The sequence below is a fragment of the Streptomyces sp. DT2A-34 genome (assembly GCF_030499515.1).
Classification (GTDB): Bacteria; Actinomycetota; Actinomycetes; order Streptomycetales; family Streptomycetaceae; genus Streptomyces.
On record NZ_JASTWJ010000001.1, the window covers coordinates 7308713 to 7331262 of the forward strand.

The 22550-nt window shown below is 71.3% G+C and carries 19 protein-coding genes; 14 read left to right on the forward strand and 5 right to left on the reverse strand.

Translation table 11 applies throughout. The features are described from left to right. Positions 1 to 5: 5 nt before the first annotated feature. Positions 6 to 1706 (reverse strand): histidine kinase, encoded by a 1701-nt coding sequence (locus QQM39_RS32700; protein ID WP_302001145.1) that lies wholly within the window; start codon positions 1704 to 1706, stop codon positions 6 to 8. Between the two features lie 135 nt (positions 1707 to 1841). On the opposite strand from QQM39_RS32700, the gene QQM39_RS32705 reads away from it, so the two are divergent. The 7 genes from QQM39_RS32705 to QQM39_RS32735 all read left to right on the forward strand — a co-directional run bounded on the left by QQM39_RS32705 (position 1842) and on the right by QQM39_RS32735 (position 7349). Continuing rightward, on the forward strand, positions 1842 to 2795 hold the full coding sequence (locus QQM39_RS32705; RefSeq protein WP_302001146.1) for an ABC transporter ATP-binding protein: 954 nt from the start codon (positions 1842 to 1844) through the stop codon (positions 2793 to 2795). 6 nt (positions 2796 to 2801) lie between these two features. After that, positions 2802 to 3599, forward strand: a complete 798-nt coding sequence (locus QQM39_RS32710; protein ID WP_302001147.1) for an ABC transporter permease subunit — start codon at positions 2802 to 2804, stop codon at positions 3597 to 3599. A gap of 183 nt (positions 3600 to 3782) precedes the next feature. Further along, positions 3783 to 4235, forward strand: a complete 453-nt coding sequence (locus tag QQM39_RS32715) for a phospholipase (protein WP_302001148.1) — start codon at positions 3783 to 3785, stop codon at positions 4233 to 4235. A gap of 80 nt (positions 4236 to 4315) precedes the next feature. After that, positions 4316 to 5173, forward strand: a complete 858-nt coding sequence (locus tag QQM39_RS32720; RefSeq protein WP_302001149.1) for a prephenate dehydrogenase — start codon at positions 4316 to 4318, stop codon at positions 5171 to 5173. Between the two features lie 29 nt (positions 5174 to 5202). Then, on the forward strand, positions 5203 to 5640 hold the full coding sequence (locus tag QQM39_RS32725) for a hypothetical protein (RefSeq protein ID WP_302001150.1): 438 nt from the start codon (positions 5203 to 5205) through the stop codon (positions 5638 to 5640). A gap of 220 nt (positions 5641 to 5860) precedes the next feature. Continuing rightward, positions 5861 to 7021, forward strand: a complete 1161-nt coding sequence (locus tag QQM39_RS32730) for a lipase (RefSeq protein WP_302001151.1) — start codon at positions 5861 to 5863, stop codon at positions 7019 to 7021. A 112-nt stretch (positions 7022 to 7133) separates the two neighbouring features. Beyond that, positions 7134 to 7349, forward strand: a complete 216-nt coding sequence (locus tag QQM39_RS32735) for an MbtH family protein (RefSeq protein ID WP_030250624.1) — start codon at positions 7134 to 7136, stop codon at positions 7347 to 7349. Positions 7350 to 7577: 228 nt separating this feature from the next. Here the strand turns inward: QQM39_RS32735 and QQM39_RS32740 are convergent, their stop codons facing one another. Then, positions 7578 to 9467 (reverse strand): BTAD domain-containing putative transcriptional regulator, encoded by a 1890-nt coding sequence (locus tag QQM39_RS32740; protein ID WP_302001152.1) that lies wholly within the window; start codon positions 9465 to 9467, stop codon positions 7578 to 7580. A 601-nt stretch (positions 9468 to 10068) separates the two neighbouring features. Beyond that, positions 10069 to 12504 carry an HAD-IC family P-type ATPase gene (locus tag QQM39_RS32745; RefSeq protein WP_302001155.1) on the reverse strand — a complete coding sequence of 812 codons (2436 nt, stop codon included), beginning with the start codon at positions 12502 to 12504 and terminating at the stop codon, positions 10069 to 10071. Positions 12505 to 12749: 245 nt separating this feature from the next. Between QQM39_RS32745 and QQM39_RS32750 the strand changes: the two genes are divergently transcribed. Next, positions 12750 to 13796, forward strand: coding sequence for a class I SAM-dependent methyltransferase (locus QQM39_RS32750; protein WP_302001157.1), 1047 nt, complete (start codon positions 12750 to 12752; stop codon positions 13794 to 13796). A gap of 33 nt (positions 13797 to 13829) precedes the next feature. Here QQM39_RS32750 and QQM39_RS32755 read toward each other — a convergent pair whose 3' ends face one another. Both QQM39_RS32755 and QQM39_RS32760 read right to left on the reverse strand, forming a co-directional pair. Beyond that, positions 13830 to 14849, reverse strand: a complete 1020-nt coding sequence (locus QQM39_RS32755; protein ID WP_302001158.1) for a MupA/Atu3671 family FMN-dependent luciferase-like monooxygenase — start codon at positions 14847 to 14849, stop codon at positions 13830 to 13832. A gap of 18 nt (positions 14850 to 14867) precedes the next feature. Further along, a complete protein-coding gene (locus QQM39_RS32760) occupies positions 14868 to 15164 on the reverse strand; it encodes an acyl carrier protein (RefSeq protein ID WP_302001159.1) in 297 nt (98 codons plus the stop codon). 276 nt (positions 15165 to 15440) lie between these two features. On the opposite strand from QQM39_RS32760, the gene QQM39_RS32765 reads away from it, so the two are divergent. The 6 genes from QQM39_RS32765 to QQM39_RS32790 are packed head-to-tail and all read left to right on the forward strand — an operon-like array spanning position 15441 to position 22532. Beyond that, entirely contained in the window at positions 15441 to 16934 is a 1494-nt protein-coding gene (locus QQM39_RS32765; protein WP_302001160.1) for an anthranilate synthase component I family protein, read from the forward strand. Beyond that, entirely contained in the window at positions 16931 to 17539 is a 609-nt protein-coding gene (locus QQM39_RS32770) for an aminodeoxychorismate/anthranilate synthase component II (protein ID WP_302001162.1), read from the forward strand. The genes QQM39_RS32765 and QQM39_RS32770 overlap by 4 nt, the downstream gene beginning before the upstream one ends. Further along, entirely contained in the window at positions 17532 to 18557 is a 1026-nt protein-coding gene (trpD, locus tag QQM39_RS32775) for an anthranilate phosphoribosyltransferase (protein ID WP_302001163.1), read from the forward strand. The genes QQM39_RS32770 and trpD overlap by 8 nt, the downstream gene beginning before the upstream one ends. Next, positions 18554 to 19330 (forward strand): indole-3-glycerol phosphate synthase TrpC, encoded by a 777-nt coding sequence (gene trpC / locus QQM39_RS32780; protein WP_302001164.1) that lies wholly within the window; start codon positions 18554 to 18556, stop codon positions 19328 to 19330. Before trpD ends, trpC begins: the two co-directional genes overlap by 4 nt. Further along, positions 19327 to 20760 carry a class II 3-deoxy-7-phosphoheptulonate synthase gene (locus QQM39_RS32785; protein WP_302001165.1) on the forward strand — a complete coding sequence of 478 codons (1434 nt, stop codon included), beginning with the start codon at positions 19327 to 19329 and terminating at the stop codon, positions 20758 to 20760. The genes trpC and QQM39_RS32785 overlap by 4 nt, the downstream gene beginning before the upstream one ends. After that, on the forward strand, positions 20757 to 22532 hold the full coding sequence (locus QQM39_RS32790) for a fatty acyl-AMP ligase (RefSeq protein ID WP_302001166.1): 1776 nt from the start codon (positions 20757 to 20759) through the stop codon (positions 22530 to 22532). The genes QQM39_RS32785 and QQM39_RS32790 overlap by 4 nt, the downstream gene beginning before the upstream one ends. The last annotated feature ends 18 nt before the right edge of the window (positions 22533 to 22550 follow it).

The window sequence follows — 22550 nt, forward strand, 5'->3', positions numbered from 1 at the left end:
TGTGCTCAGAGCGTGTCCTTGGCCACCAGAACATCATCCTGGAAGCACAGCCGGTACATCGTGTCGGTGAAGTGGAGAGGACTCGCGCCGGCCCGGTAGTACTCGCACGTGGCGCCCTGCGGCACAAGAGGCTCCGTGACGACCGGTGGCGGCTTCCTGATCCGCCGCGACGGGAGCGCCGACTCCAGCTCCGCGCGCGTCTCACCGACCCGTATGCGCGCGTAGTCGTCGGGGGAGATGGAGGTGGTCGCCGAGGTGAAGACGTAAAGGCCCACGAGGAGCGCCACGATGGCCGCACCGAGCAGCGCCGGGATCAGCGCGGCCCGTCGGGCGTCGCGCCGCAGCCGGGCCCTGGTCCGCAGCAGCGCGGCCCTCGACGCGCTCCACCTCGGCGCGGGAGGGGCGGGGACGGCACGGCCGGGCTCCGCTTCCCTGTCGCCCGTACCGGAGACGGCGCCGTCGGTGGCGCCGAACTGCGGCCGGGTGGCGTCGAGGCCGGGCCCCGCGGCCGCCCGTGACGGCGCCGACGCGGCGTGCGGCAGCCGTGCGTACACCTCGAAGCCGCCCGCCCGCGGGCCCGTCCGCAGGGTGCCGCCCGCGAGGCGGACGCGCTCGTCAAGACCGATCAGTCCGGATCCGCTGCCCGTCGCGGGCGCGCTCCCGCCGTTCTCCGGCCGCTCGTTGACGACCGACACCACGGTCTCACGCGTCCCGTGGGTCACCCGCACGGTGATCGCGGCACCCGGCGCGTGCTTGGCCGCGTTCGTCAGGGACTCCTGCACCACCCGGTACGCCGCGAGGTCGGACAGCAGAGGCGGCTTGTCCGCCCTCGGGGGCGTGCCCTCCTCATGGAAGTCCACCGGCGTGGCGGACTGCTCGAAGCGGCGCACGAGTTGGGCGATCGACTCGTGGGGGGGAGTCAGCGACGGCGTGGGGTCCTCCCGCAGCAGCCCGATCACCTCGTGCAGGCGCTCGGTGGCCATGGTGCACCGCTGCCGCAACTGGCCCACGGAATCGCGGTGTTGCTCGGAGAGCCCGGGGGCCAGTTCGAGACCGCCGGCGAGCAGGGCCATCACGCTCAGCTCGTGCCCCAGGGAGTCGTGGATGTCCTGCGCGATCCTGGCCCGCTCCTTGAGCCTGGCCTGCTCGGCGATATAGCGCTGCTTCCACTCCAGTTGCTCGGCGTGCTCCCAGCCGGCGTGCGCCAGCGCGGTGCGCTGACTCCACCAGTTGCCCGCCCACCACGGCAGGACGCTGGAGGCGAACTCGGTCATCAGCAGGCTCAGCCAGTCCTTGGTGTCGGCCAGGGCACTGACCAGGAGGAGTCCGGCCACCGCGACACAGAGGAACACCAGGTGCGCGGGCCAGAGCCGGGTCAGTCTGCGGCCCGCCAGGAAGCTCAGCACCGCGGCCGCGATCGCCGGCCACAGGCTCGCGCCGAACCAGGGGTAGAAGAGGGCGAGGAGCGCGGCGAGCAGCAGGGACAGCAACGGCGCCGTGCGTCGCACCACGACCGCGGCCGTGATGGTCAGACAGGCGGCCGCCCAGCTGGCCGTCGTGGCCGCGAGCCCTTCCGTGTTGAACGCGGAGGGCGCGAGGAGCACGAGGAGCAGCACCAGATCGCCACGCCTGGCGAAGGGCCGCTCGGAGCCAAGGGCCCGTAGTAATGGTCCGGTTCGTCGGCGCACGGCCTGCCATCGCTGCATTCCAGCACGCTACAAGAGGCACCACGGCCTCCGAACCTGCCGAAAGTCGAATGCGGTCGTTGCCGTTCGCCAGATGTTCCGGGCCCGCCGGCTCCCTAGCGTTGTGGACGTGACTTTGGAAGGAGCCACCAGGCGATGATCACTTTGGACCGACTGACCAAGCGGTACGGCGACAAGACGGCCGTCTCGGACCTCTCGTTCGAGATCAACCCGGGGAAGGTCACGGGCTTCCTCGGCCCGAACGGCGCGGGCAAGTCGACCACCATGCGGATGATCGTCGGTCTTGACGCGCCGACGTCGGGACGGGCGCTGGTCGGAGGCAAGCGGTACGAGGAACTACGGCACCCCCTGCGCGAGGTGGGCGCACTGCTCGACGCCCGCGCCGGGCATCCCGGCCGCTCGGCCTACCACCACCTGCTCGGCCTGGCCCGCAGCAACGGAATCCCGGCGTCCAGGGTCGGCGAGGTGCTGGAGACCGTCGGCCTGACCGAGGTGGCGAAGAAGCGCATCGGCTCCTTCTCCCTCGGCATGGGCCAGCGGCTCGGTATCGCCGGGGCGCTCCTCGGCGATCCCAAGGTGCTGCTCTTCGACGAGCCGGTCAACGGCCTCGACCCGGACGGAGTGCGCTGGGTGCGGGAGTTGATGCGGTCCCTGGCCGCGGAGGGCCGGACGGTCTTCGTGTCCAGCCACCTGATGAGCGAGATGCAGGAGACCGCCGACCATCTGCTGGTCATCGGCCGAGGAAAGATCATCGCCGATGCCCCCATCGAGGAGGTCATCGCGGGCAGCTCACTCACCGCCGTCCGGGTCCGGACTCCGCAGCCCGACGTGCTCAGGCGGGAACTGCTGCAGTTCGGGATGAGGGTGGAACAGGACGCGACCTCCGAACCCGAGGAACTCCTCGTCGTCGGCGGCACGCTGGAGGAGATCGGCGACCTGGCCTTCAACCATCGTGTCCCCATCCATGAGCTGAGCATGCGCAAGGCCAGCCTGGAACAGGCGTACATGGAACTCACCGCCGCCAGCGTGGAGTACGGCTCGCCCACGCTCTCCCAGGCCACCCATGCTCCTGATCACCAGAAGGCGTAACTGGAAATGACGACAACAACAACCGCTCCCAAGCTCGTAGGCCCCGTCAAGGGTGGTGGATTCAAGGGCGCCGTGGCGTTCGAGTGGACGAAGTTCTGGAGCGTCCGCGCCACCTGGTGGAACCTCGCCGTCGGTCTGCTGCTCACCGTGGGCTTCGCCGCGATCGTCGGCGCTTCGGCCGACGCCAGCGCGAAGAAGGGCGTCGACGTCACCATGCCGGCCCCGCACCACGCGTCGCAGGCCTTCCTCATCTCCCAGTTGACCGTGGTGGTGCTCGCCACCCTCGCGCTCACCAGCGAGTACTCCAGCGGTTCCATCCGCACCACGCTGCAGAGCGTGCCCGCCCGCGGCCGGATGCTCCGGTCCAAGACGCTGGTCGTCATGGCGGTCGTGGTCGCCGCGGGCTTCGTCTTCAGCGTGCTGGGGACCCTGGTCGCCGCCCCCTTGATGGGGGACCACGGCGAGTACACGGGCGGCCAGTTGCTGGGGACCGCGCTCGGTGCCGGGGTGTACCTCGCCCTCCTCGCGGTGATGGCCATCGGTCTCGGCACCGTCCTGCGCAGCGCCGCCGGCACCATCACGACCCTCATCATGGTGCTGCTCGCGCTGCCCCAGCTGATGGGCGTCGTCGGCGCCAAGTGGCTGGAGACCGCGTCCGACTACATGCCGAGCGTCGCCGGCACCGTACTGCTGACCCAGGACAACGACCCCTACGGCGGCGGAACCGCGTTGCTGGTCCTCCTGCTGTGGGCGCTCGCCGCGTACCTGGCCGGATCCGCGGTCCTGCGCCGACGCGACGCCTAGCGCCACCCCGCCGGACAGTCCTCGGCGGGCCGATCCTCCCCCCCAGGGGCCGCATGCTCTGCCAGGCATGCGGCCCCTTCGCCGTACTCGGAACAGATCCTGATAACAGCGCGATAAGGGCCCTATAGCGGTCGTCGCCAAGGTGGGAGCGCTGGATCCTCACCCCACCCTGGAGGCTGTTCCATGCGTCGTCGTACGACCACGACCCTCACGGTCGCCGCCGGATGCGCGCTCGCGCTCGGCGTGGCGGCCGCTCCCGCGTATGCGGCCCCCGCCGACAAGCCGCAGGTGCTCTCCTCCTTCACCCAGACCAGCGCGTCGAGCCAGAACGCGTGGATCGCGGCCCAGCGGAACCAGGCCGCCTGGTCCGCCTACGAGTTCGACTGGTCGACCGACTACTGCACCGCGTCGCCCGACAACCCGTTCGGCTTCCCGTTCCAGACGGCCTGTGCGCGGCATGACTTCGGTTACCGCAACTACAAGGCGGCGGGCCAGTTCGACGCCAACAAGAGCCGCGTCGACAGCGCCTTCTACGAGGACATGAAGCGCGTCTGCGTCGACTACACCGGCGAGAAGAACACGGCCTGCAACAGCACGGCCTGGACCTACTACCAGGCCGTCAAGCTGTTCGGCTGACGCGGATCCGCGCGGACCGGCGCCTGGCGGGGCCGGTCCGCGCCTGCCGGATCGGGGCCGACGGTGAGAGAGGGAGACGCATGCGCAGCGCAGTCATAGTGGGCGCCGGACTGATCGGTCGCTCCGTGGGGCTCGCACTGCGGCGACACGGCGTGACCACCTATCTGATCGACGCGGACCCCGAGGCGGCGCTGGCCGGCGAGGAGTGCGGCGCGGGCTTCGCCGCGCACCCACCGCAGCAGGCCGACATCGCGGTGATCGCGGTACCGCCCGCGCTCGTCGCTCCGGTGCTCGCCGAGCACCAGAAGCTCGGCACCGCCCGCTGCTACACGGATGTCTCCGGCGTCAAGGTCCGGCTGCACCAGGAGGCCCGGGCGCACGGCTGCGATCTGACCTCTCTGGTCAGCGGGGCACCCGTGGTCGGCGGGGGAGCGGGCCGGTCGCAGGCGCGGGCCGATCTCTTCGACGGCAGGCCCTGGGCCCTCACCCCGACCGAGTTCACCGGGAATCTCGCCCTGAACACCGCACTGGAACTGGTCGCCCTGTGCGGGGCGGTCTCGGTGCTGCTGGACCCCGAGACCCACGACCGCGCGGTCGCCCTCGTCTCGCACACGCCGCACCTCGTCTCCAGCCTCGTCGCCGCCCGGCTGCTCGGCGGCGACGAGTCGGCCGTGCGGCTGGCCGGCCAGGACCTGCGCGACGTCACCAGGACCGCGGACGGCAACCCCGAGCGGTGGGCCGAGATCCTCATGGCCAACGCCGGCCCGGTCGCCGACCAACTGGACGACTGGGCGGCCGAAGCGCAGGCCATGGCACGGGAGTTGCGCGACGTCGCCCGATCCGGGGACGCGGCCCGCCCGGTCCGGCTGCGGGAGACCCTGCGCTTCGGCGTGGCAGGGCGGGCCCGCATCCGGGAGCTGGACGCGCCCCGGCCCTGATGCACCGAAACACCACCGACGGAAGGGACATGACCATGCGTAGGACCCTGCGCGCCACGGCCGTCGCCGGAGCGCTGGGAGCGGCCGCGCTCCTCGCGACACCGACGGCCTCCGCCGCCCCCGCCGAGGCGACAGCGGCGGACTGTGTCACCAAGAGTGACACCCAGGACTTCGCCAGGGGCGAGATCACCGTCTGTGTCGAGGACGGCCGGGCGCGGGTGACCGGTCACGTCGAGGACCTCAAGCCCGGCGGCCCCTTCACCGGAGGAGACAGCTACTGCGTGGGCTGGACCATCGGCTGGGAGACCGCCTCCGGAAGCACGTCCAGCGGCACTCCTGTGGCCTGCCCTCACTTCCCGGGCGGCGAGGCGTACATCGAGTTCGACTACGACCCCACCGAGGACGAGTACGGTCCGAGGGACGTCACCGGTGTGACGTCGCTGCGCCTCCACACGGAATCCTGGTGACCGCCCTGCCGAAAGCAAGGGCAGCACACCGGAATGAATGACGGAAGTACAGGCGTATCCCCGGGCCGGAACGGATTTCGAAACGAATCCTCACTGACCATGGTGATGGAAATGCCGCCGGCGCTTTCGGATTGCATTCTCCGCTCCTAACGTCATCAGCGTTCAGTACTTCTCGACGAATTGAGCGCTGATGCTGAAGGTGACCGGAGCAGGACGCCCGGTGCGTCGACGTGCCGCCCTCGTGGTGGCCGCGATGCTGGCGGTCGCGCCCGCCGCCGCGAGCGGTCCGGGCGTGGCCGCACCGGCACCCGAAGAGGCCGCCTGGACCGCGCCCGCCCTGCCCGCGCCGACCGGTGCCCGGCCGGTCGGCCTGCGGACGACGGAGCTGCGCGACACCTCCCGGCGCGACCCCTGGAACCCCGCGCGCGTCCGGGAGTTGACGGTCTCGCTCTGGTATCCGGCCCGGGCCTCCAAGGCGCCGCGCGCCCGCTACGTCACGGTGCGGGAATCGGAGATGATCCTGCGCCGGCACCGGGTCGAGGGCGTACCCGCCGACCTGCTCAGCCGCATCCGCGTCCACGCGCGGGTGGCCGCGCCGCCGGTGGCCGCGCCCGGACGCGGCCTGCCTCTGGTGCTGCTGTCGCCCGGTTTCGCGCTGCCCCGGTCGTCGCTGACGGGGCTCGCCGAGGAACTGGCGAGCAGGGGGTACGCGGTGGCCGCGGTCGACCACGCCTACGAGGCCGCGGCCATCCGCCATCCCGACGGCCGCGTGACGGGCTGCCTGGCCTGCGAGCGGCGACCGGAGGGAGCGGTGGTCGCCGCGACCCGCGCGGCTGATCTGTCGTTCGTACGGCAGCGGTTGATCCGTTCGGCCCGGGCCGGCGGGCTGCCGCGGCTGGACCCGTCGAGGGTCGCGCTGGTGGGCCACTCCATGGGCGGGGCCGCCGCGTTCGAGGCGCTGCGCACCGATCCCGGGTTCGCGCTCGGGGTGAACATGGACGGCACGGTCCACACATCCGGCACCACCACGGTCGAGAGGCCGTTCGTGCTGCTGGGCGCGGGCGAGCACGGCCGGCCCGGCAGCGACCGGACCTGGGACCGGGCCTGGCAGGACCTCTCCGGCTGGCGCCGCTGGTTCTCGGTGGACGGCGCGGGCCATCTGTCCTTCACCGACTACGCGCCCCTGCTGGAACGGATCGGGCGGGCCGGCCCGGATGTCACGCTGCCCTCCGGGGACGGCAGCCGGATCACCCGGGAGCTGATCGTGGCCCTTCTCGACGAACGGCTCCCGCACCGCTTCGGTCCTCGCCTCGACGCGGTGGCGCAGCACCTACCGGAGGTCCGCCGCCACGACAGCCCGGCGGCCCCGGCCACCGGTTGAAAAAACGAACCAATATCGGAAGGAAACGCGGGCTCAGTATCTTGGCCAAGGTCGGAAGCAGGGGCCGCAGCCCGCGCAGAATCTCCGCCGACGTTCCCGGAAGGAATGCGAAGTGACCAATCCGTTCGAAGACGCAGACGGCCGCTATCTCGTGCTTGTCAATGATGAGGGCCAGCATTCGCTGTGGCCGTCCTTCGTGGACGTGCCGGCCGGGTGGACGGTCGCCTTCGGCGAGTCCGACAGGGAGGCCTGCCTGGAGTACGTGGAGAAGAACTGGACCGACATGCGGCCCAGGAGCCTCGTCGAGGCGATGAGCGTCGACAGCTGACCCGGCGGCGGCCCCGGCACAGGCGCGCCCGCGCCGCCGGACCGCGCCGCACCGCTGCCGCCCCGCCGGATGAGATCCGGCGGGGCGCAGTGCTGTCCGGGGCGGATTCGGCGGCGTACGCCCGAACCCTGATTACGGAACGCTACGGCCCGTACGACCCTCTCGGGTTCGTACGGGCCGTCGTCGAGCGCGCTGTCCGGGCCGGTGCGCGGTGCCGGTTCGCTCGGCTCAGCCGACGCAGTCCGCCAGGCCCGCGGCGGCACGCAGGGAGTGGAACGCGTGCAGTCGCACCAACTCCTGCCATCGGTAGCGCATCTCGCCCCAGGGGCTGCGGCCCACCACTTCCAGGAGCTGCGCGTCCACCAGGGTCTCGATGAGGTCCTCGGCGTCCAGCAGATCCGCGCCGAGCACCTTCGCCGCCTCCGCCGCCTCGAAGTCGGCGTCGTCGAGACGGCTCAACTCGCGGTAGGCGCCGGCCGCGCTCGGGTCCAACTCCCGCATGCTGCGGTCGAGTCGGGCGCGCAGCGAGTCCTCACCGATGCTGAGTTCCGCCAGCCGGTCGGCGGAGCGTTCCAGGCGGCGTACCAGATCGGACACCTGCCAGTGCTGCTTGGTGAGCAGCCTGGCCGCCGCGGCACGCAGCGCCAGGGGCGTGTGGCCGCACAGCGCGCTGAGCTGCCGGGTGGCCCGGGGGTTGTCCTCGGCCCTGGAGTCCCGCAGCACGCTGGTCAGCACCTCCCGCGACTCCTCGTCGGACAGCGGGCCGACGCGCAGCCGAAGGGCGCAGTACTTCTGCAGGAGTTCGTCCAGGTTGGCCTGTCCGGTGATGAGTACGCAGCACTCACCGCTCCCGGGCAGCAGATGACGCAGCCTGGCGTACGACGACGCGTGGTCGAGGACCACCAGGACCCGCTTGCCCTCCAGCAGCGCGCGATAGCGCTCGGCGGCCTCCGAGACGTCCGTGGGCAGCGGCCCCTCGGCTCCCAGCTGGCGAAGGAACTGGTGGAGCACGTCCAGGGTCCGGCCCTGCCGGAGGTCGGCGAACAGCTGCCCGTCGGGAAACCTGTGCGCCGCCCGGTGCGCCCAGTTGACGGCGAGGCTCGTCTTTCCGATTCCCGGGCTTCCCGTGATGTACGCGATGGGGGACGGATTCTGCGGAGAACTGTTGAGCAGCGCGTCATCCATAAGCCACTGCTCACGACTACGTCCGGTGAAGTACGCGTCGCTTTCCGGGAGCTGGCACGGTACCGGCTGGGGTCTGTCTCTTTGTGGCGCGGCAATGCCGGGAACGTCGATCTGGGGGAATTCGTCCCGCAGGATCGAGTCGTGGAGCGACTGCAGCTCGGCGCCCAGTTCGAGGCCGATCTCCTCAATGGAGTACCGCATTCCGTTGCGGAATGTCGTGAGCGCCTCCGCGCGCCGGCCCGAACGGTACTGGGCGAGCATCAGGTAGTAGCGCAGCCGGTCGCGCAGCGGGCAGGCGCCGACCAGCGCCTGGAGCTCACCGAGCACGGCCTGGTGCTCGCCGAGTTGGAGACGCAGCGCCATCTGCTGCTCCACGGCCAGCATCCGCTGTTCGTCGAGACGGGCCGCCTCGGTCTCGGCGAAGGGCGCGTACACGCCGCCGAGAGCCGGGCCGCGCCACAGTGCCAGCGCCTCCCGCAGGGCTGCCGCCGCCTCCGCCGGGCGGTTGTCCGCCGTCCACTCCGTGGCCCGGGCGACCAGTTGCTCGAAGCGCAGGGAGTCGAGCGAGTGGCCGGCGAGGTTGAGCATGTATCCGGGGGTGGCCGTGATGATCGTGTCCTGTCCCCAGCCCGCGCTGCGGAAGATCTTGCGCAGGGTGGCGATGCAGATCGCCACCTGGGTGCGGGCCGTGCTCGGCGGGCGGCCGTTCCAGACCTTTTCTATCAGTGAATCGAAAGACACGACCTGATTCACGGAGAGCAGTAATGCGGAGAGAACCGCCCGCTGCCGAGGCCCGCCGACCGTGAGACCTTGGCCATTCATCTGCACTTCGAGCGGCCCGAGTATTCGGAATTCCAGGCCGGATTCGATGTCTTCTTTCGTATTGAGCTTGCCGACTCCCTGGGGTATCGGACCTATGAGGTGAACATTCATGATTTCTTGAGACCCCCGCGTCAAGTTTCAGTAATGTCTGTGCAATGAAGATCCTGGAATCTGCTGAGCGTGGCCGACTCGATGCATGGGACCGGCCTGCGCTGCGATCCTCGTGAGACCTCTCGCTCGTGCGCCTCCTGAGCAAAATGGAATGCTCGGCTCCGCATTTGTGCGCGTTAGCGGGCGTGGCGAGTACGGGTCGTTTGATGCATCAGATTTATCGTTCGTAGCTGGCTCCCCCCTGCCTTCTGTTAAATGATACGGATCTTCGTTGGGCTCAGCACTCAACTTTCGGCAGGTATCACACCTTGCTTTCGATAGTTCGCCGCGCCTATTCCGCGAACGCCTCATTCGGGACCTGTCCCCGCTCAGGCATGATCGTCCCTGGTGGCGACGGCGCCCGCCCCCTGATCGCGGGGGCCGGCGGGGCGGTGGGGCCGCGGCGGTCCGAGGGCGAGGGACCGGGATCGGTCACGTCGGGGGATTGGCTGGATCGCACCACGTGACCGGGAAGCGGACAGACGAAAGGGACGCCCGGCACGGGCCGGGCGTCCCTTCCTCTCGCGAGGGCGGTCCGGGGGATGTCACCGCCTTCGCTGGTTCAGTCGTCGGCCAGCCGCCGACGCATACGGGCCCATACGAACTCCAGCACCAGTCCGGCGACCGCGGCACAGGCGACCGCCGTCCACGGCGCCGCGACACCGACCAGCTTCAGCTGGAAGAACTCCTGGAGATACGGCACCACCAGCACGACGGCGAACGACACCGCCATCGTCAGGACCAGCAGGATCCGCCACCAGGTGTAGGGGCGGGCGATGATGGCCAGCGCCCACAGGGCCGTGAGGAACAGCGCGAGGGTCGCCGCCGAGGTCTCGGCGTCCAGGTTGTCGTCGTACACGGACCGGGCGAACAGATAGGCGACCGAGGTGGCCGTCGCCGCGAGCGCGCCGGCGGGAATGGCGAACCGCAGGACGCGGCCCACGAAGTTCGACCTGGCGCGCTCCGAGTTGGGGGCCAGCGCGAGGAAGAACGCGGGGATGCCGATGGTGAGGGAGCCGACCAGCGTGATGTGACGCGGCAGGAAGGGGTACGGCACCTGGGCGATCACGATGACGATGGCCATCAGCACCGAGTACACGGTCTTGGTGAGGAACAGGTTGGCCACACGCTCGATGTTGCCGATGACCCGGCGGCCCTCCGCGACCACCGAGGGCAGCGAGGCGAAGTTGTTGTTGAGCAGCACGATCTGGGCCACCGCCCGGGTCGCCGGGCTGCCCGAGCCCATTCCCACGCCGATGTCGGCGTCCTTGAGCGCGAGGACGTCGTTGACGCCGTCGCCGGTCATCGCCACGGTGTGGCCCCGGGACTGCAGGGCGCCCACCATGTCCCGCTTCTGCTGGGGGCCGACCCGCCCGAAGACGGCGTTCTGCTCGACGGCGTCGGCCAGTTCCTCCGGGTGCTCCGGGAGGAACCGGGCGTCCACCGGGTTGTCCGCGCCGGGCAGGGACAGGCTCGACGCGACGGCGCCGACGGACACCGCGTTGTCGCCCGAGATCACCTTGGCCGAGACGCCCTGGTCGGCGAAGTACCGCAGGGTGGCGGGCGCCTCCTGCCGGATGCGCTGCTTGATGACGACGAGCGCGGCCGGCGTGACCGCGTCGGACACGGTCGCCGCGTCGTCCAGGAGCTCGTCCAGCGGCCGTGAGCAGCGCGCCAGGAGCAGGACGCGCAGACCCCGCGCGCCGTAGGAGTCCGCGGCGGTGAGCACGGAGTGCCCGGCCGGCAGCATCGTGTCGGGCGCGCCGAGCAGCCAGGTTGACTCCTCACCGGACGGCTGGGTGAACGCGGCGCCGCTCCACCGCCGGGCCGAGGAGAACGGCGCGGTCGCGGTGCGCCGCCAGCCCTCGGGAGCGGGGTAGGCCTCGATGATCGCCTGCAGGCTGGAGTTGGGGCGCTCGTCGGCGGCGCCGAGGGCACCGAGCACCTCCGCGACGGGCACGGACGGCAGCAGCGGAAGGACCTCGTCGACGTCCATCGACGCCTCGGTGAGCGTTCCCGTCTTGTCCAGGCACACGGTGTCCACCCGGGCCAGGCCCTCGATGGCGGGCAGCTCCTGGACCAGGCACTGCTTCTTGCCGAGCCGGACCACCCCGACCGCGAAGGCCAGCGAGGTCAGCAGGACGAGACCCTCGGGGACCATGGGTACGAGACCGCCCACCATGCGGCGGATCGCCTCGGGCAGATCGTCGTCGTTCACCATGAACTGCGTGATGATCAGCGAGATGCCCGCCGGGATGATCGCGTAGGTGACGAACTTCAGGATCCGGTCGATGCCGTTGCGCAGCTCGGAGTTGACGAGGCTGAAGCGCCGGGCCTCCTCGGCGAGTTGGGAGGCGTACGCCTCCCGTCCCACCCGGGTGGCGGTGAAGGCGCCGGACCCGGCCACCACGAAGCTGCCGGACATCACCGCGTCGCCGGGACGCTTGACGACCGGATCCGCCTCGCCCGTGAGCAGCGACTCGTCGACCTCCAGGTTCTCGGCCGCGGTGACCGTGCCGTCCACCACGATCTTGTCGCCCTGGCCCAGGTCGATGACGTCGTCCATGACGATCTCGGAGGCGCTGAGGGTGACGCGCTGCCCGTCGCGCCAGACGCGCGGACGGCTCTCGCCGACGATCGCGAGCTGGTCGAGGGTCCGCTTGGCGCGCACCTCCTGGATGATGCCGATCAGCGTGTTGGCGAGGATGACGCCGCCGAACAGCCCGTCCTGCACAGGGCCGACGATCATGATGATGACGAACAGCACGCCGATGATCGCGTTGATGCGGGTGAACAGGTTGCTCCGGACGATCTCGCCGATGCTGCGGCTCGACCGGGCCGGCACGTCGTTGACACGGCCGGCGGCGACGCGCTCGGCGACCTGAGCCGACGTCAGCCCGGCGTGCCCGTCGACGAGTGTTCCGGGTGGCGGGGCGTCGCCGACGCCCCGGGCCACGGCGTCGGCGGGGCCGCCGGGCTCGTCCAACTGCTTCTTCATCCCTGACGTCCTCCGGACTCGGCTCCGCGCTCTGCACTTTTGTCGGATGTTCTCTCCGCGCACCGACAGTAGGAGCCCGCCTCCCGTCGTCACCACGCACGAACGACGTCTCTTCGGCCTTACTTTCGGCAGGGACGGCCCCGCCGTCCGGCAGAGCGAAAACGGATCAATATCGAGGGGAAAGTGCGCGCTTCTAGCCTCGTGCTCGCAAGTCCCTTCCCCCCAGGCAGAGGAGATCCTCACTCATGCACGCACAGACGAGCGGATACACCGTGACAGGGGATGACGTGCAGGGTCAGCTGGAAGAACTCCGGCGGAGCCATCCCGAGCTGCACGCCCTTGCCGATCCGCAGCGGCTCGCCGCCTGGGAGGCCGCCCTGTGCACCGCCCTGGAGCAGCACGACGACTTCGGCGCCGACACGGAAGGCAGCCGCGGCGTGGAGTACGTGCAGGCCCAGACGCTGAACTCGCTGGCCCGCGAGACGGGTATCCGCGAACTCCTCGGCTTCGCCGACGCCGCCCGCCGCACACCGGACGGCGAACGGCCCGTCCTGGTCGACCTGTTGGGCGGGGACGGCCTGGTGCGCAAGGTGTGCGAGGAGCTGGGCATCGGCGACTTCAACATCCTGACGTGCGACGCGTCCCCGCACATGGTCGCGTCGGCGTGGGCGGCGGGCATGCCGGCGCTGCTGCAGCGCGCGGAGCAGCCCCTGCTGCGCGACCGGACCGTCGACGCCGTGCTGCTGGCCTACGGCTCGCACCACGTGCCGCCCTCGGACCGTCAGACGGTGGCCACCGAGGCCCACCGCATGCTCCGCCCCGGCGGGACGTTCATCCTGCACGACTTCCTCGTCGGCTCGCCCGTGGACGTCTGGTTCGAGGAGGTGACCGACGTGTACTCGGCGACCGGCCACAAGTTCCTGCACTTCACCCGCGACGAGATCGACGGTTATCTGGAGAAGGCCGGATACGACCACCGCGAGGTCGTGGAGATCGACGACCCGTACACCGCCGTCGGCGCCACCCCGGAAGAGGCCGAGATCGAGATCGGCCGGTACCTGCTCAACATGTACGGCCTGGTCAAGGTCTTCGACGGCCGGACCGAGAACGAGGCCTACCGCTGGGTGACCGAGACCGCGAAGTCCATCTTCCGCTACCCGGAGGGCGAAGGGTCCCTCCGGGCGAGCGAGCTGCGCTACGAGGAAGCCACCGGCAAGTGGCGCATCACCATCCCGCGGCGCGCGGTCGTCGGCGTCGGGCGCATCGCCGCCGCCGGGCCCGACGGCCGCTGAACCAGCGGCAACGGCGGGCCCGGCAGGGCCTGTTCAGCGGACGAAGGCGCGCCGCACCCGGTCCAGGCGGCGCAGGGCGTCCAGGGTGGCCGGGGCCGGCGCGCCGAAGTCGATGAGCGAGGCCACCTCGTCGACCCCGGCCTCCCGCAGCCGTGCCACGAAGCGCACGCACTTGTCGACCGAGCCGAACAGAGCCGAGGTGCGGAAGTAGCGCTCGAAGGCGTGGTGGAGGAGCTGGGGGCCGCTGTGGGCGCCCAGTTCCGGCCAGCGGTCCCGCCACAGGTCCACGGACGACGCCAGGTACTCCAGGAACGGGGCGCGCACCACCTCACGTACCGCGTCGTCGGACTCACCGACGAAGGTGTGCACCATCAGCGTCACCCGGCCGGTGTCCGGGTCGTGGCCGGCCCGCTCGCGCGCGGCACGGTACGCGCGGATCCGTGGCACCAGGTCCTCCACGCGCTGGAAGAGCAGAGCGGTCAGCACATGGAGTCCGAGCGCGCCGGCCTCCTCGAATCCCGCGGGGTGCGACGAGCAGGTCAGCCACAGGTCCAAGTCCGGCTGGACGGGGCGCGGATAGGTCGCGACCCGCGCCCGCCGGCCCTTGTCGTCGGTGCGCTCGACGGTCCTGCCCGCCCACAGGTCCCGCACCTCGGCCAGGCTGTCCAGTGTGTGGGCGCGACGGGCGGCGTAGCGCTCCGGGGCCAGCACGAAGTCGTGCGCGTTCCAGCCGGTGGCCAGGGCCAGGTCGACACGTCCGCGGGAGAGGTTGTCGACGAACGCCCAGTCCTCCACCACGGTCAGCGGGTCGTGGAGCGGGGCGACGACACTGCCCGCCCGCAGCCGGACCCGTTCGGTCTGTGCCGCGAGGGCGGCCGCGGCCAGCGCCGGATTGGGGTAGGCGCCCCCGAAGGGGTGGAAGTGCCGCTCGGGCAGCCACACCGCGGTGAAGCCGTTGCGGTCGGCGAAGCGCGCGCTGTCGAAGAGCAGGTCGTACTCGGCGGGCGCGTCGTCCACTTTCCTGTTCGCGAAGTACAACAGACTGAAATCCATGACCGATTGCCCGCCTTCTCAGCTCGCGCTGCCCAGCGCGCCGGCCGGCGTGTCCGCCAGTTTCCGCGCGATGAGAAGGCAGAGCGCGTCGACGCTCGGGTGGTCCCACATTTCGTCGGCTGTGACCACGACGCCGAAGTGGTCCTCGATATCGGCGGCCAGACCCGCGGAGGCGACGGAGTTCAAGCCGTGGTCCGAGAACGGCCGCCCCGGGTCGATGTCCTGTGCCGGGAGCCGGACTTGACCGGCGAAACAGGTGATGAGCCAGGTCCGGACGGTCTCGGGTGAGTGCTGGCCGTGCGCCATGTCCACCATGTCCCCTCGGTTGCTGATGCGTTGGCAGATGGTGGAGACGCGGGCCGCAACTCGGGGCGAGCAAATGCGATGGATCCACCGGAAAGTAACAGCGCGCGTGACGTCGCGTCAAGACATTCCGAGGCCGTGCAATGGATATTCCTTCAATAGCGAAGCTATAAGGCTCATTCATAAAGTGCGGGGCGGTGGATTCACGGCCGCATTTGATTTTCTGCCCTTCGTCGGCAGGTGTCGGCAGGTGTCGGCAGGCGAGTAATTTACGACAGGGAAGGCGACATGACCACCCATCCCATCGCAGAACTCACGGCGGACGCGGCCGAGGCCGCCCGCGCCACCGTGCCCCACCGCGCCGCCGCCGCGGCGCTGGCGCGGGAGTACGACGTCATCCCGCTCCACCAGGAGTTCCTGGCCGATGTGATCAGCCCTGTCACCGCGTTCTCCCAGCTGTGCGGGCCGGACGAGGCGGGCTTCCTGCTGGAGAGCGTGCCCGTCTCCGGCGGCGTCGCACGCTACTCGTACGTGGGACACCGGCCGGTCCGGCTCGCCCTGCCCGACGGTGACCCGCTGGCCGCACTGGAACCCCTGCTCGCGGTGTCGGAGGCCCCGCTCCACGGCCTGCCGCCGTTCCACGGAGGGGTCGTCGGCTATCTCGGCTACGAGGCGGCACGCCACTTCGAAGAGCTGCCGGTCTCCGGGGGCGCGCCGCCCGGCCTGCCCGAGTCCGCCTTCCTGGCCGCCGACGACCTGGTGGTCTTCGACCACGCCACCCGGCGCGTCCTGCTGATGACCCTGTACCGCCCGGCACATGAGTCCTACGACGACGCCGTGGCCCGGATCGTCCACCTCAACCGCAGGCTGCGGGACGCGGGCAGGCCCGACGGGTTCACGGGCCGGCCGCTCGCGGACACCGCCCCGCCGGACGCGGAGGCGACGGACGGCTGGACCGCCAACCTCACCGAGGCCGAGTTCAAGGACCGTGTCGCCCGCGCCCGCGAGCACATCGCGGCCGGCGACGCCTTCCAGATCGTGCTGTCCCGGCGGCTCAGCAGGCCCCTGCGTGCCGAACCGCTCGACCTGTACCGGCATCTGCGGGCGACCAACCCGTCGCCGTACATGTACCACCTGAGCCTGGGCGGGGGCCGCCACATCATCGGGGCGTCGCCCGAGCTGCTCGTCAAGGCGGAAGGGCGCCGCGTGGAGACCCGGCCGCTGGCCGGCACCCGGCCCCGGCACCTCGACCCCCGTCAGGACCTGGACCTGGAGCACGAACTGCTCGCCGACGAGAAGGAACGCGCCGAGCACGTGATGCTGGTCGACCTCGGCCGCAACGACCTCGGCCGGGTCACCGAACCGGGCACCGTACAGGTGGAGCAGCTCATGCGGGTCGAGCGCTTCTCCCACGTGATGCACCTGTCGTCCACCGTCTCGGGCCTGCTCGCACCGGGCTACGGCGCGCTGGACGCCCTGCGCTCCACCTTCCCCGCCGGAACCCTCTCCGGGGCACCCAAGATCCGCGCCATGGAGATCATCGCGGAGCTGGAGCCCCAGCAGCGCGGTGTCTACGGCGGCGCCCTCGGCTTCGTGGGCCTCGACGGACTGACCGACTTCGCGATCGCCCTGCGCACCATGGTCGTGGCCGACGGCCAGGTGCATGTGCAGGCGGGCGCGGGCATCGTCGCCGACTCGGACGCCACGTCCGAGTACCGCGAGACGCTGCACAAGTCGCGCGCGATGATCACGGCCGTACGGCGGGCGGAGGCCCAGGCATGAGCACCTCGACCGGAACCCGCCCCGGCCCCGCCGAGGGACCGCGCGTCGCGGTGATCGACAACTACGACTCGTTCACCTACAACCTCGTGCACTACGTCACCGAGATGGGCGGCCGGCCCACGGTCTTCCGCAACGATGCCGTCGGTGTCGCCGAACTCGCCGGGTTCGACCTGCTGTTGATCTCGCCGGGGCCCGGTACGCCGGCCGACGCCGGGGTCTCCGTCGAGGCGGTCCGCGAACTGAGCGGACGGCTGCCGATCCTCGGGGTCTGCCTGGGCCACCAGAGCATCGCCGCGGCCTTCGACGGCTCCGTGGTACGCGGAGAGCAGGTGCACGGCAAGACCTCCCTGGTGCACCACGACGGCAGCGGTGTGCTCGCCGGGCTCCCCGACCCGTTCACGGCCACCCGGTACCACTCGCTCGTGGTGAGCGCCGCCGGTCTGCCGGACGCGCTCGTCGTCACGGCCCGCACGGCGGACGGCACGATCATGGGCCTGCGCCACCGCGAGCACCCGACGTACGGCGTGCAGTTCCACCCGGAATCGGTGCTCAGCCCCGAGGGCAAGCAGCTGATCGCGAACTTCCTGGAGTGCGGTGATGATTGAGCTACTGAGAACGGTCGCCCGGCGGCGCCTGACCGAGGCCGAGGCGGCCGAGGCGATGCGCGTGATCATGCGCGGCGAGGCGACGCCGGCACAGATCGCGGGGTTCGCGCTGGCCGTCACGGTGCGCGGCGCCTCCGTCGACGACCTCGTGGGAATGGCCCGCGCGGCCCAGGAGTTCGCCACCCCCGTACGGTGCGAGGGAGAGCTGCTCGACACCTGCGGGACCGGCGGCGACGGCCTGAACACCTTCAACATCTCCACCGTGTCCGCGATCGTCGCCGCGGCCTGCGGGGTCCGCGTCGCCAAGCACGGCAACCGCAGCGCGTCGTCCGCCTGCGGCAGCGCGGACGTCCTGGAGGAACTCGGGGTCCGCATCGACCTCGGTGCCGACGACGCCGCCGCCTGTCTGCGGAGCACCGGCATCACCTTCCTGTTCGCTCCGCTCTTCCACCCGGCGTTCAAGCACACGTCCGGCCCGCGCCGGGAACTGGGCGCGCGCACCGTCTTCAACCTCCTCGGCCCGCTGTGCAACCCGTCGGGCGCGCGCCTGCGCACCCTCGGGGTGCCGAGCCGGGACCTCGTGGAGCCGATGACCGAGGTCCTCGACCGGCTCGGCGTCACCCGCGCCCTGGTGTTCCACAGCGAGGACGGCATGGACGAGCTGAGCACCGGCGCACCCGCCCACGTGGTCGAACTGCGCGACGGGTGGCGCACCACCCACCGCTTCGACCCCGCCGACCACGGGCTGCCGCGGTCCCGCCCCGGCGACCTGACCGGCGGCGACCGCGCCGTCAACGCGGCCGTGGCCCGCCGCGTCCTCGCCGGTGAGCCGGGGCCCGCGCGGGACGTCGTCCTGCTCAACGCGGCCGCGGCCCTGCGCGTCGCCGCGCTGGCCGACACCTGGGCCGACGGGCTGCGCCTCGCCGGCTCGGCGGTCGACAGCGGCGCCGCCGCCGATCTGCTCGAACGCTGGACCCGCGCCTCCTGGCAGCGGGCGGAACTGGAGGTGCCCGCTTGAGCGACATCCTCGCGACCCTCGTCGCAGACGCCGAACGGCAGACGGAACGGCGGCGCGCGGTCCGCCCCGAGACGGAGCTGGTCGTGCTTGCCGCGGCCGCGCCCCCGCCCCGGGACTTCGCCGCCGCCCTGCGCCGGCCGGGCCTCGGCGTCATCGCCGAGATGAAGCCCCGCAGCCCCTCCAAGGGGCCGCTCACCGACGACTACCGGCCTGCCGAGCTGGCCCGCGCCTATCAGGGCGGCGGCGCCTGCGCCCTGTCGGTGCTCACCCACGAGGACGGCTTCGGGGGCAGCCCCGACCACCTCGTGGTCGCCCGCGACGCCTCCGACGTCCCCGTCCTGCGCAAGGACTTCATCGTCGACGAGTACCAGATCCTGGAGGCCCGGGCGCTCGGCGCCGACGCCCTGCTGCTCATCGTCGCCGCGCTGACCCCCGAGCGCCTGGCCGAACTCCTCGCCCACACCCGCAAGTACGGCATGGAGGCGCTGGTCGAGGTGCACGACGAGGACGAGGTGGACACCGCTCTGGCGGCGGGCGCCGACGTCATCGGCGTCAACCACCGCGACCTGCGGGACTTCTCGATCGACCGGACCCTCTCCGCCCGGCTGCGCGAGCGGGTGGGCGGCCGGTGGGTCATGGTCGGCGAGAGCGGCGTCCGCGGCGCACAGGACGCGCGCGATCTGGAACGGGCCGGCGTGGACGCGGTCCTCGTCGGAGAACTGCTCATGCGGGCCGGGGATCCCGGCGCCACGATCAAGGAACTGATCGGATGACAGCGAGCGACACCCACACGACAGCACCGGCGGCCCCGTACCGCCCGGACACCGCGGCCGGCGCGGGGGAGGACGCCTGGAGCCCCGCGTCGTGGCGCGGCCGCCCCGCCGCGCAGCAGCCCGACTGGCCCGACCCGGAGGAACTGCGGCGCGTGGAGAACACCCTCGCCCTGCAGCCCCCGCTGGTGCTCCCGGACGAGATCCTCGATCTGCGGCACTCCCTCGCCGGGGTCGCCGCCGGAGAGGGCTTCCTGCTGCAGGCGGGAGACTGCGCCGAACGGTTCAGCTCCTGCACCGAGGCCGGCGTCCGCGGCAAGCTGCGCGTGATCCTCCAGGTGGCCATCCTGCTCACCTACGGATCCGGCCTGCCCGTGGTGAAGGTCGGGCGGATCGGCGGCCAGTTCGGCAAGCCCCGCAGCCGCCCCACCGAGACGATCGACGGGGTCGAACTGCCCGCCTACCGCGGGGACATCGTCAACGGCCCCGAGTTCACCGCCGAGGCCCGCCGCGCGGACGCCACCCGGCTGCTGCGCGCCTACCAGCACTCGTCGGCGGCCCTGAACGTCCTGCGGGCCCTGACCCTGGGCGGCTACGCCGACCTCGGCCAGGTCCACGACTGGAACCAGGAGTTCGTCCGCGGCAGCGCCGCCGGGCAGCGGTACGAGAAGGCCGCCGACGACATCACCTGGGCCCTGCGGTTCATGTCCGCCTGCGGCGTCGACACCCGCTCCCAGGCCGCGCTGCACCAGATCCAGCTCTACACCTCGCACGAGGCGCTGCTGCCCCACTACGAGCAGGCGCTGACCCGCTACGACGAGAAGCGGCGCACCTGGTTCGACACCAGTGCGCACATGGTGTGGATCGGTGACCGCACCCGCCAACTCGACGGCGCCCACGTGGAGTTGCTGTCCGGCATCGGCAACCCCCTCGGGATCAAGGTCGGCCCGACCACGACACCCGGACAGCTGCGCGAACTGTGCGAGCGCCTCGACCCCGACCGCGCGCCGGGGCGGCTCGTCCTGATCAGCAGGCTCGGCGCCGGAAAGGGCACCGAGCTGCTGCCGCCGCTGCTGCGGGCCGTACGCGACGCGGGACACACCCCGGTGTGGGCCTGCGACCCCATGCACGGCAACACCTTCGTCTCCGAGAGCGGCTACAAGACCCGCCGGCTCTCCGACATCACGACCGAGGTGGCCGAGTTCTTCGCGGTGCACCGGCAGGAGGGCCTGCACCCGGGCGGGATCCACCTCGAACTCACCGGCGACGACGTCACCGAATGCCTCGGCGGCGACCTCGAGGAAGTGCTCGACACCCACCTCGCCACCCGCTACGAAACCGCCTGCGACCCGCGCCTGAACGCCGTCCAGTCCATCGAACTCGCCTTCCGGGTGGGCGAGTTCCTGCGTGAGCTCAGGCGCGGCGAACGATGAACGACATACGCGAGGCGGCCGGCCTGCCCGAGGTCCTGCGCGCTCTGGCCCGCTCGCAGCCCGACGAGGCGGCGGTGATCCACATCCGGGTCCCGGACGATGACGACGCCTACGACACGCTGACGTATGCCGGGCTGGATCTGGCGGCACGCGAGCTCGCGGCACGGCTGCGCGCGGAGGCGGGGCTCGTCCCCGGCGACCGGGTGCTCCTCCAGTTCCCGTCCGGTACGGGGTTCCCCGTCGCGTTCTTCGGGTGTCTGTACGCGGGACTCATCGCCGTACCCGCGCCGCTGCCCGGCAACAACCGGCGCGAACTCCTGCGGGTCAAGGGGATCGTGCGCCAGGCAGGCGTCCGCGCGATCCTCACCGACGGCGAGAACCGCCCGGCGGTGTGCGCATGGGTGAGCGCGGAATCACTGGAGGACGTCCCGCTCCTGGTGACCGAGGGACCGGACGGGGCCGCGCCCGGCGCGGCCGACGCCCCGCACCCGCTGCCCGGCGAGACCGCGCGCCACGACACCCCCGCCCTGATCCAGTACACCTCGGGCTCGACCTCCGACCCCAAGGGCGTCGTGGTCACCCACGGCAATCTGCTGCACAACGTCGCCGTCATGGGGGAGAGCTTCGCCGTCCCGCCCGGCACCCGGCACGGTGGCTGGATTCCCCTCTACCACGACATGGGCCTCGTCGGTCATCTGCTCACCGGCGTCCTGCTGGGCAGGGGCGCGGTCACGATGAACCCGATCGCCTTCGTGCGCCGGCCCCACCAGTGGCTGCGCGTCATCGACCGGTTCGACATCGGCCACTCCAACGCGCCCGACTTCGCCTACGAGTTGTGTCTGCGGCGCACCCGCCCCGACCAGATCGAGGGGCTCGACCTCTCGCGCTGGCGGTACGCGGTCAACGGCTCGGAACCCGTGCGCGCGGACACACTACGGGCGTTCACCGAACGGTTCGCGCCCTACGGCTTCCGCCAGGAGGCCCTGGTGCCCTGCTACGGCATGGCGGAGGCCACCCTGTACGTGTCGGGAACGGTGTCGCGGCCCCCCGCCACGCTCCTCGCCGACGCCGCCCTGCTGGAACGGAACGTGCTCGTCGCCGCGAAGCCGGCCGACGCCCCGCAGACCACCGCACGCGAGCTGGTCAGCTGCGGCGAACTGCACGACCTCGCCTGCCGGATCGTCGATCCCGCGACCGGCGCCGCGCTCCCGGACGGGAACGTCGGGGAGATCTGGCTCGGTGGACCCAGCGTCGCCCAGGGCTACTGGGACAACGCGGAGGCGACCGAGGAGATCTTCGGCGCCGTGCTCGGCGGCGAGCGGTATCTGCGCACGGGCGACCTGGGAGCGCTGGTCGACGGTGAACTCTTCCTCACCGGCCGGAGGAAGGAGGCCCTGACGATCAACGGCCGCAATCTCTATCCGCAGGACATCGAGCACGAACTGCGCAGCCGCCACCCCGAGTTGGCCTCGCTGCCCGGCGCCGCGTTCGCCGTCGTCGACCGGCGCGGCGAGCGTCACGAGGAGGCGCTCGTGGTGACGCAGGAGATCGCGCGGCAACTGCCCGACGAGCAGTACGCGCGGCTCGCGGCCGACATGAAGCGGACGGTCGTGCGCGAGTTCGGGCTCCCCGTGCGGGGGGTGGCGCTGCTGCGCCGGGGCACGGTCCGGCGTACGACGAGCGGCAAGATCCAGCGGGTCGCCATGCGGGACCTCTTCCTCGCCGGCGCCCTGCGGCCGCTCTACGCGGACTGGCGGGACGGACGGGGCTGAGCGATAACGCGCCGATAG

Coding starts and splice junctions, on each gene's coding strand:
- QQM39_RS32700 (WP_302001145.1), bottom strand. CDS start 1,706: ATGCAGCGATGGCAGGCCGTGCGCCGACGAACCGGACCATTACTACGG.
- QQM39_RS32705 (WP_302001146.1), top strand. CDS start 1,842: ATGATCACTTTGGACCGACTGACCAAGCGGTACGGCGACAAGACGGCC.
- QQM39_RS32710 (WP_302001147.1), top strand. CDS start 2,802: ATGACGACAACAACAACCGCTCCCAAGCTCGTAGGCCCCGTCAAGGGT.
- QQM39_RS32715 (WP_302001148.1), top strand. CDS start 3,783: ATGCGTCGTCGTACGACCACGACCCTCACGGTCGCCGCCGGATGCGCG.
- QQM39_RS32720 (WP_302001149.1), top strand. CDS start 4,316: ATGCGCAGCGCAGTCATAGTGGGCGCCGGACTGATCGGTCGCTCCGTG.
- QQM39_RS32725 (WP_302001150.1), top strand. CDS start 5,203: ATGACCATGCGTAGGACCCTGCGCGCCACGGCCGTCGCCGGAGCGCTG.
- QQM39_RS32740 (WP_302001152.1), bottom strand. CDS start 9,467: ATGAATGTTCACCTCATAGGTCCGATACCCCAGGGAGTCGGCAAGCTC.
- QQM39_RS32745 (WP_302001155.1), bottom strand. CDS start 12,504: ATGAAGAAGCAGTTGGACGAGCCCGGCGGCCCCGCCGACGCCGTGGCC.
- QQM39_RS32750 (WP_302001157.1), top strand. CDS start 12,750: ATGCACGCACAGACGAGCGGATACACCGTGACAGGGGATGACGTGCAG.
- QQM39_RS32755 (WP_302001158.1), bottom strand. CDS start 14,849: ATGGATTTCAGTCTGTTGTACTTCGCGAACAGGAAAGTGGACGACGCG.
- QQM39_RS32760 (WP_302001159.1), bottom strand. CDS start 15,164: ATGGTGGACATGGCGCACGGCCAGCACTCACCCGAGACCGTCCGGACC.
- QQM39_RS32765 (WP_302001160.1), top strand. CDS start 15,441: ATGACCACCCATCCCATCGCAGAACTCACGGCGGACGCGGCCGAGGCC.
- QQM39_RS32770 (WP_302001162.1), top strand. CDS start 16,931: ATGAGCACCTCGACCGGAACCCGCCCCGGCCCCGCCGAGGGACCGCGC.
- trpD (WP_302001163.1), top strand. CDS start 17,532: ATGATTGAGCTACTGAGAACGGTCGCCCGGCGGCGCCTGACCGAGGCC.
- QQM39_RS32785 (WP_302001165.1), top strand. CDS start 19,327: ATGACAGCGAGCGACACCCACACGACAGCACCGGCGGCCCCGTACCGC.
- QQM39_RS32790 (WP_302001166.1), top strand. CDS start 20,757: ATGAACGACATACGCGAGGCGGCCGGCCTGCCCGAGGTCCTGCGCGCT.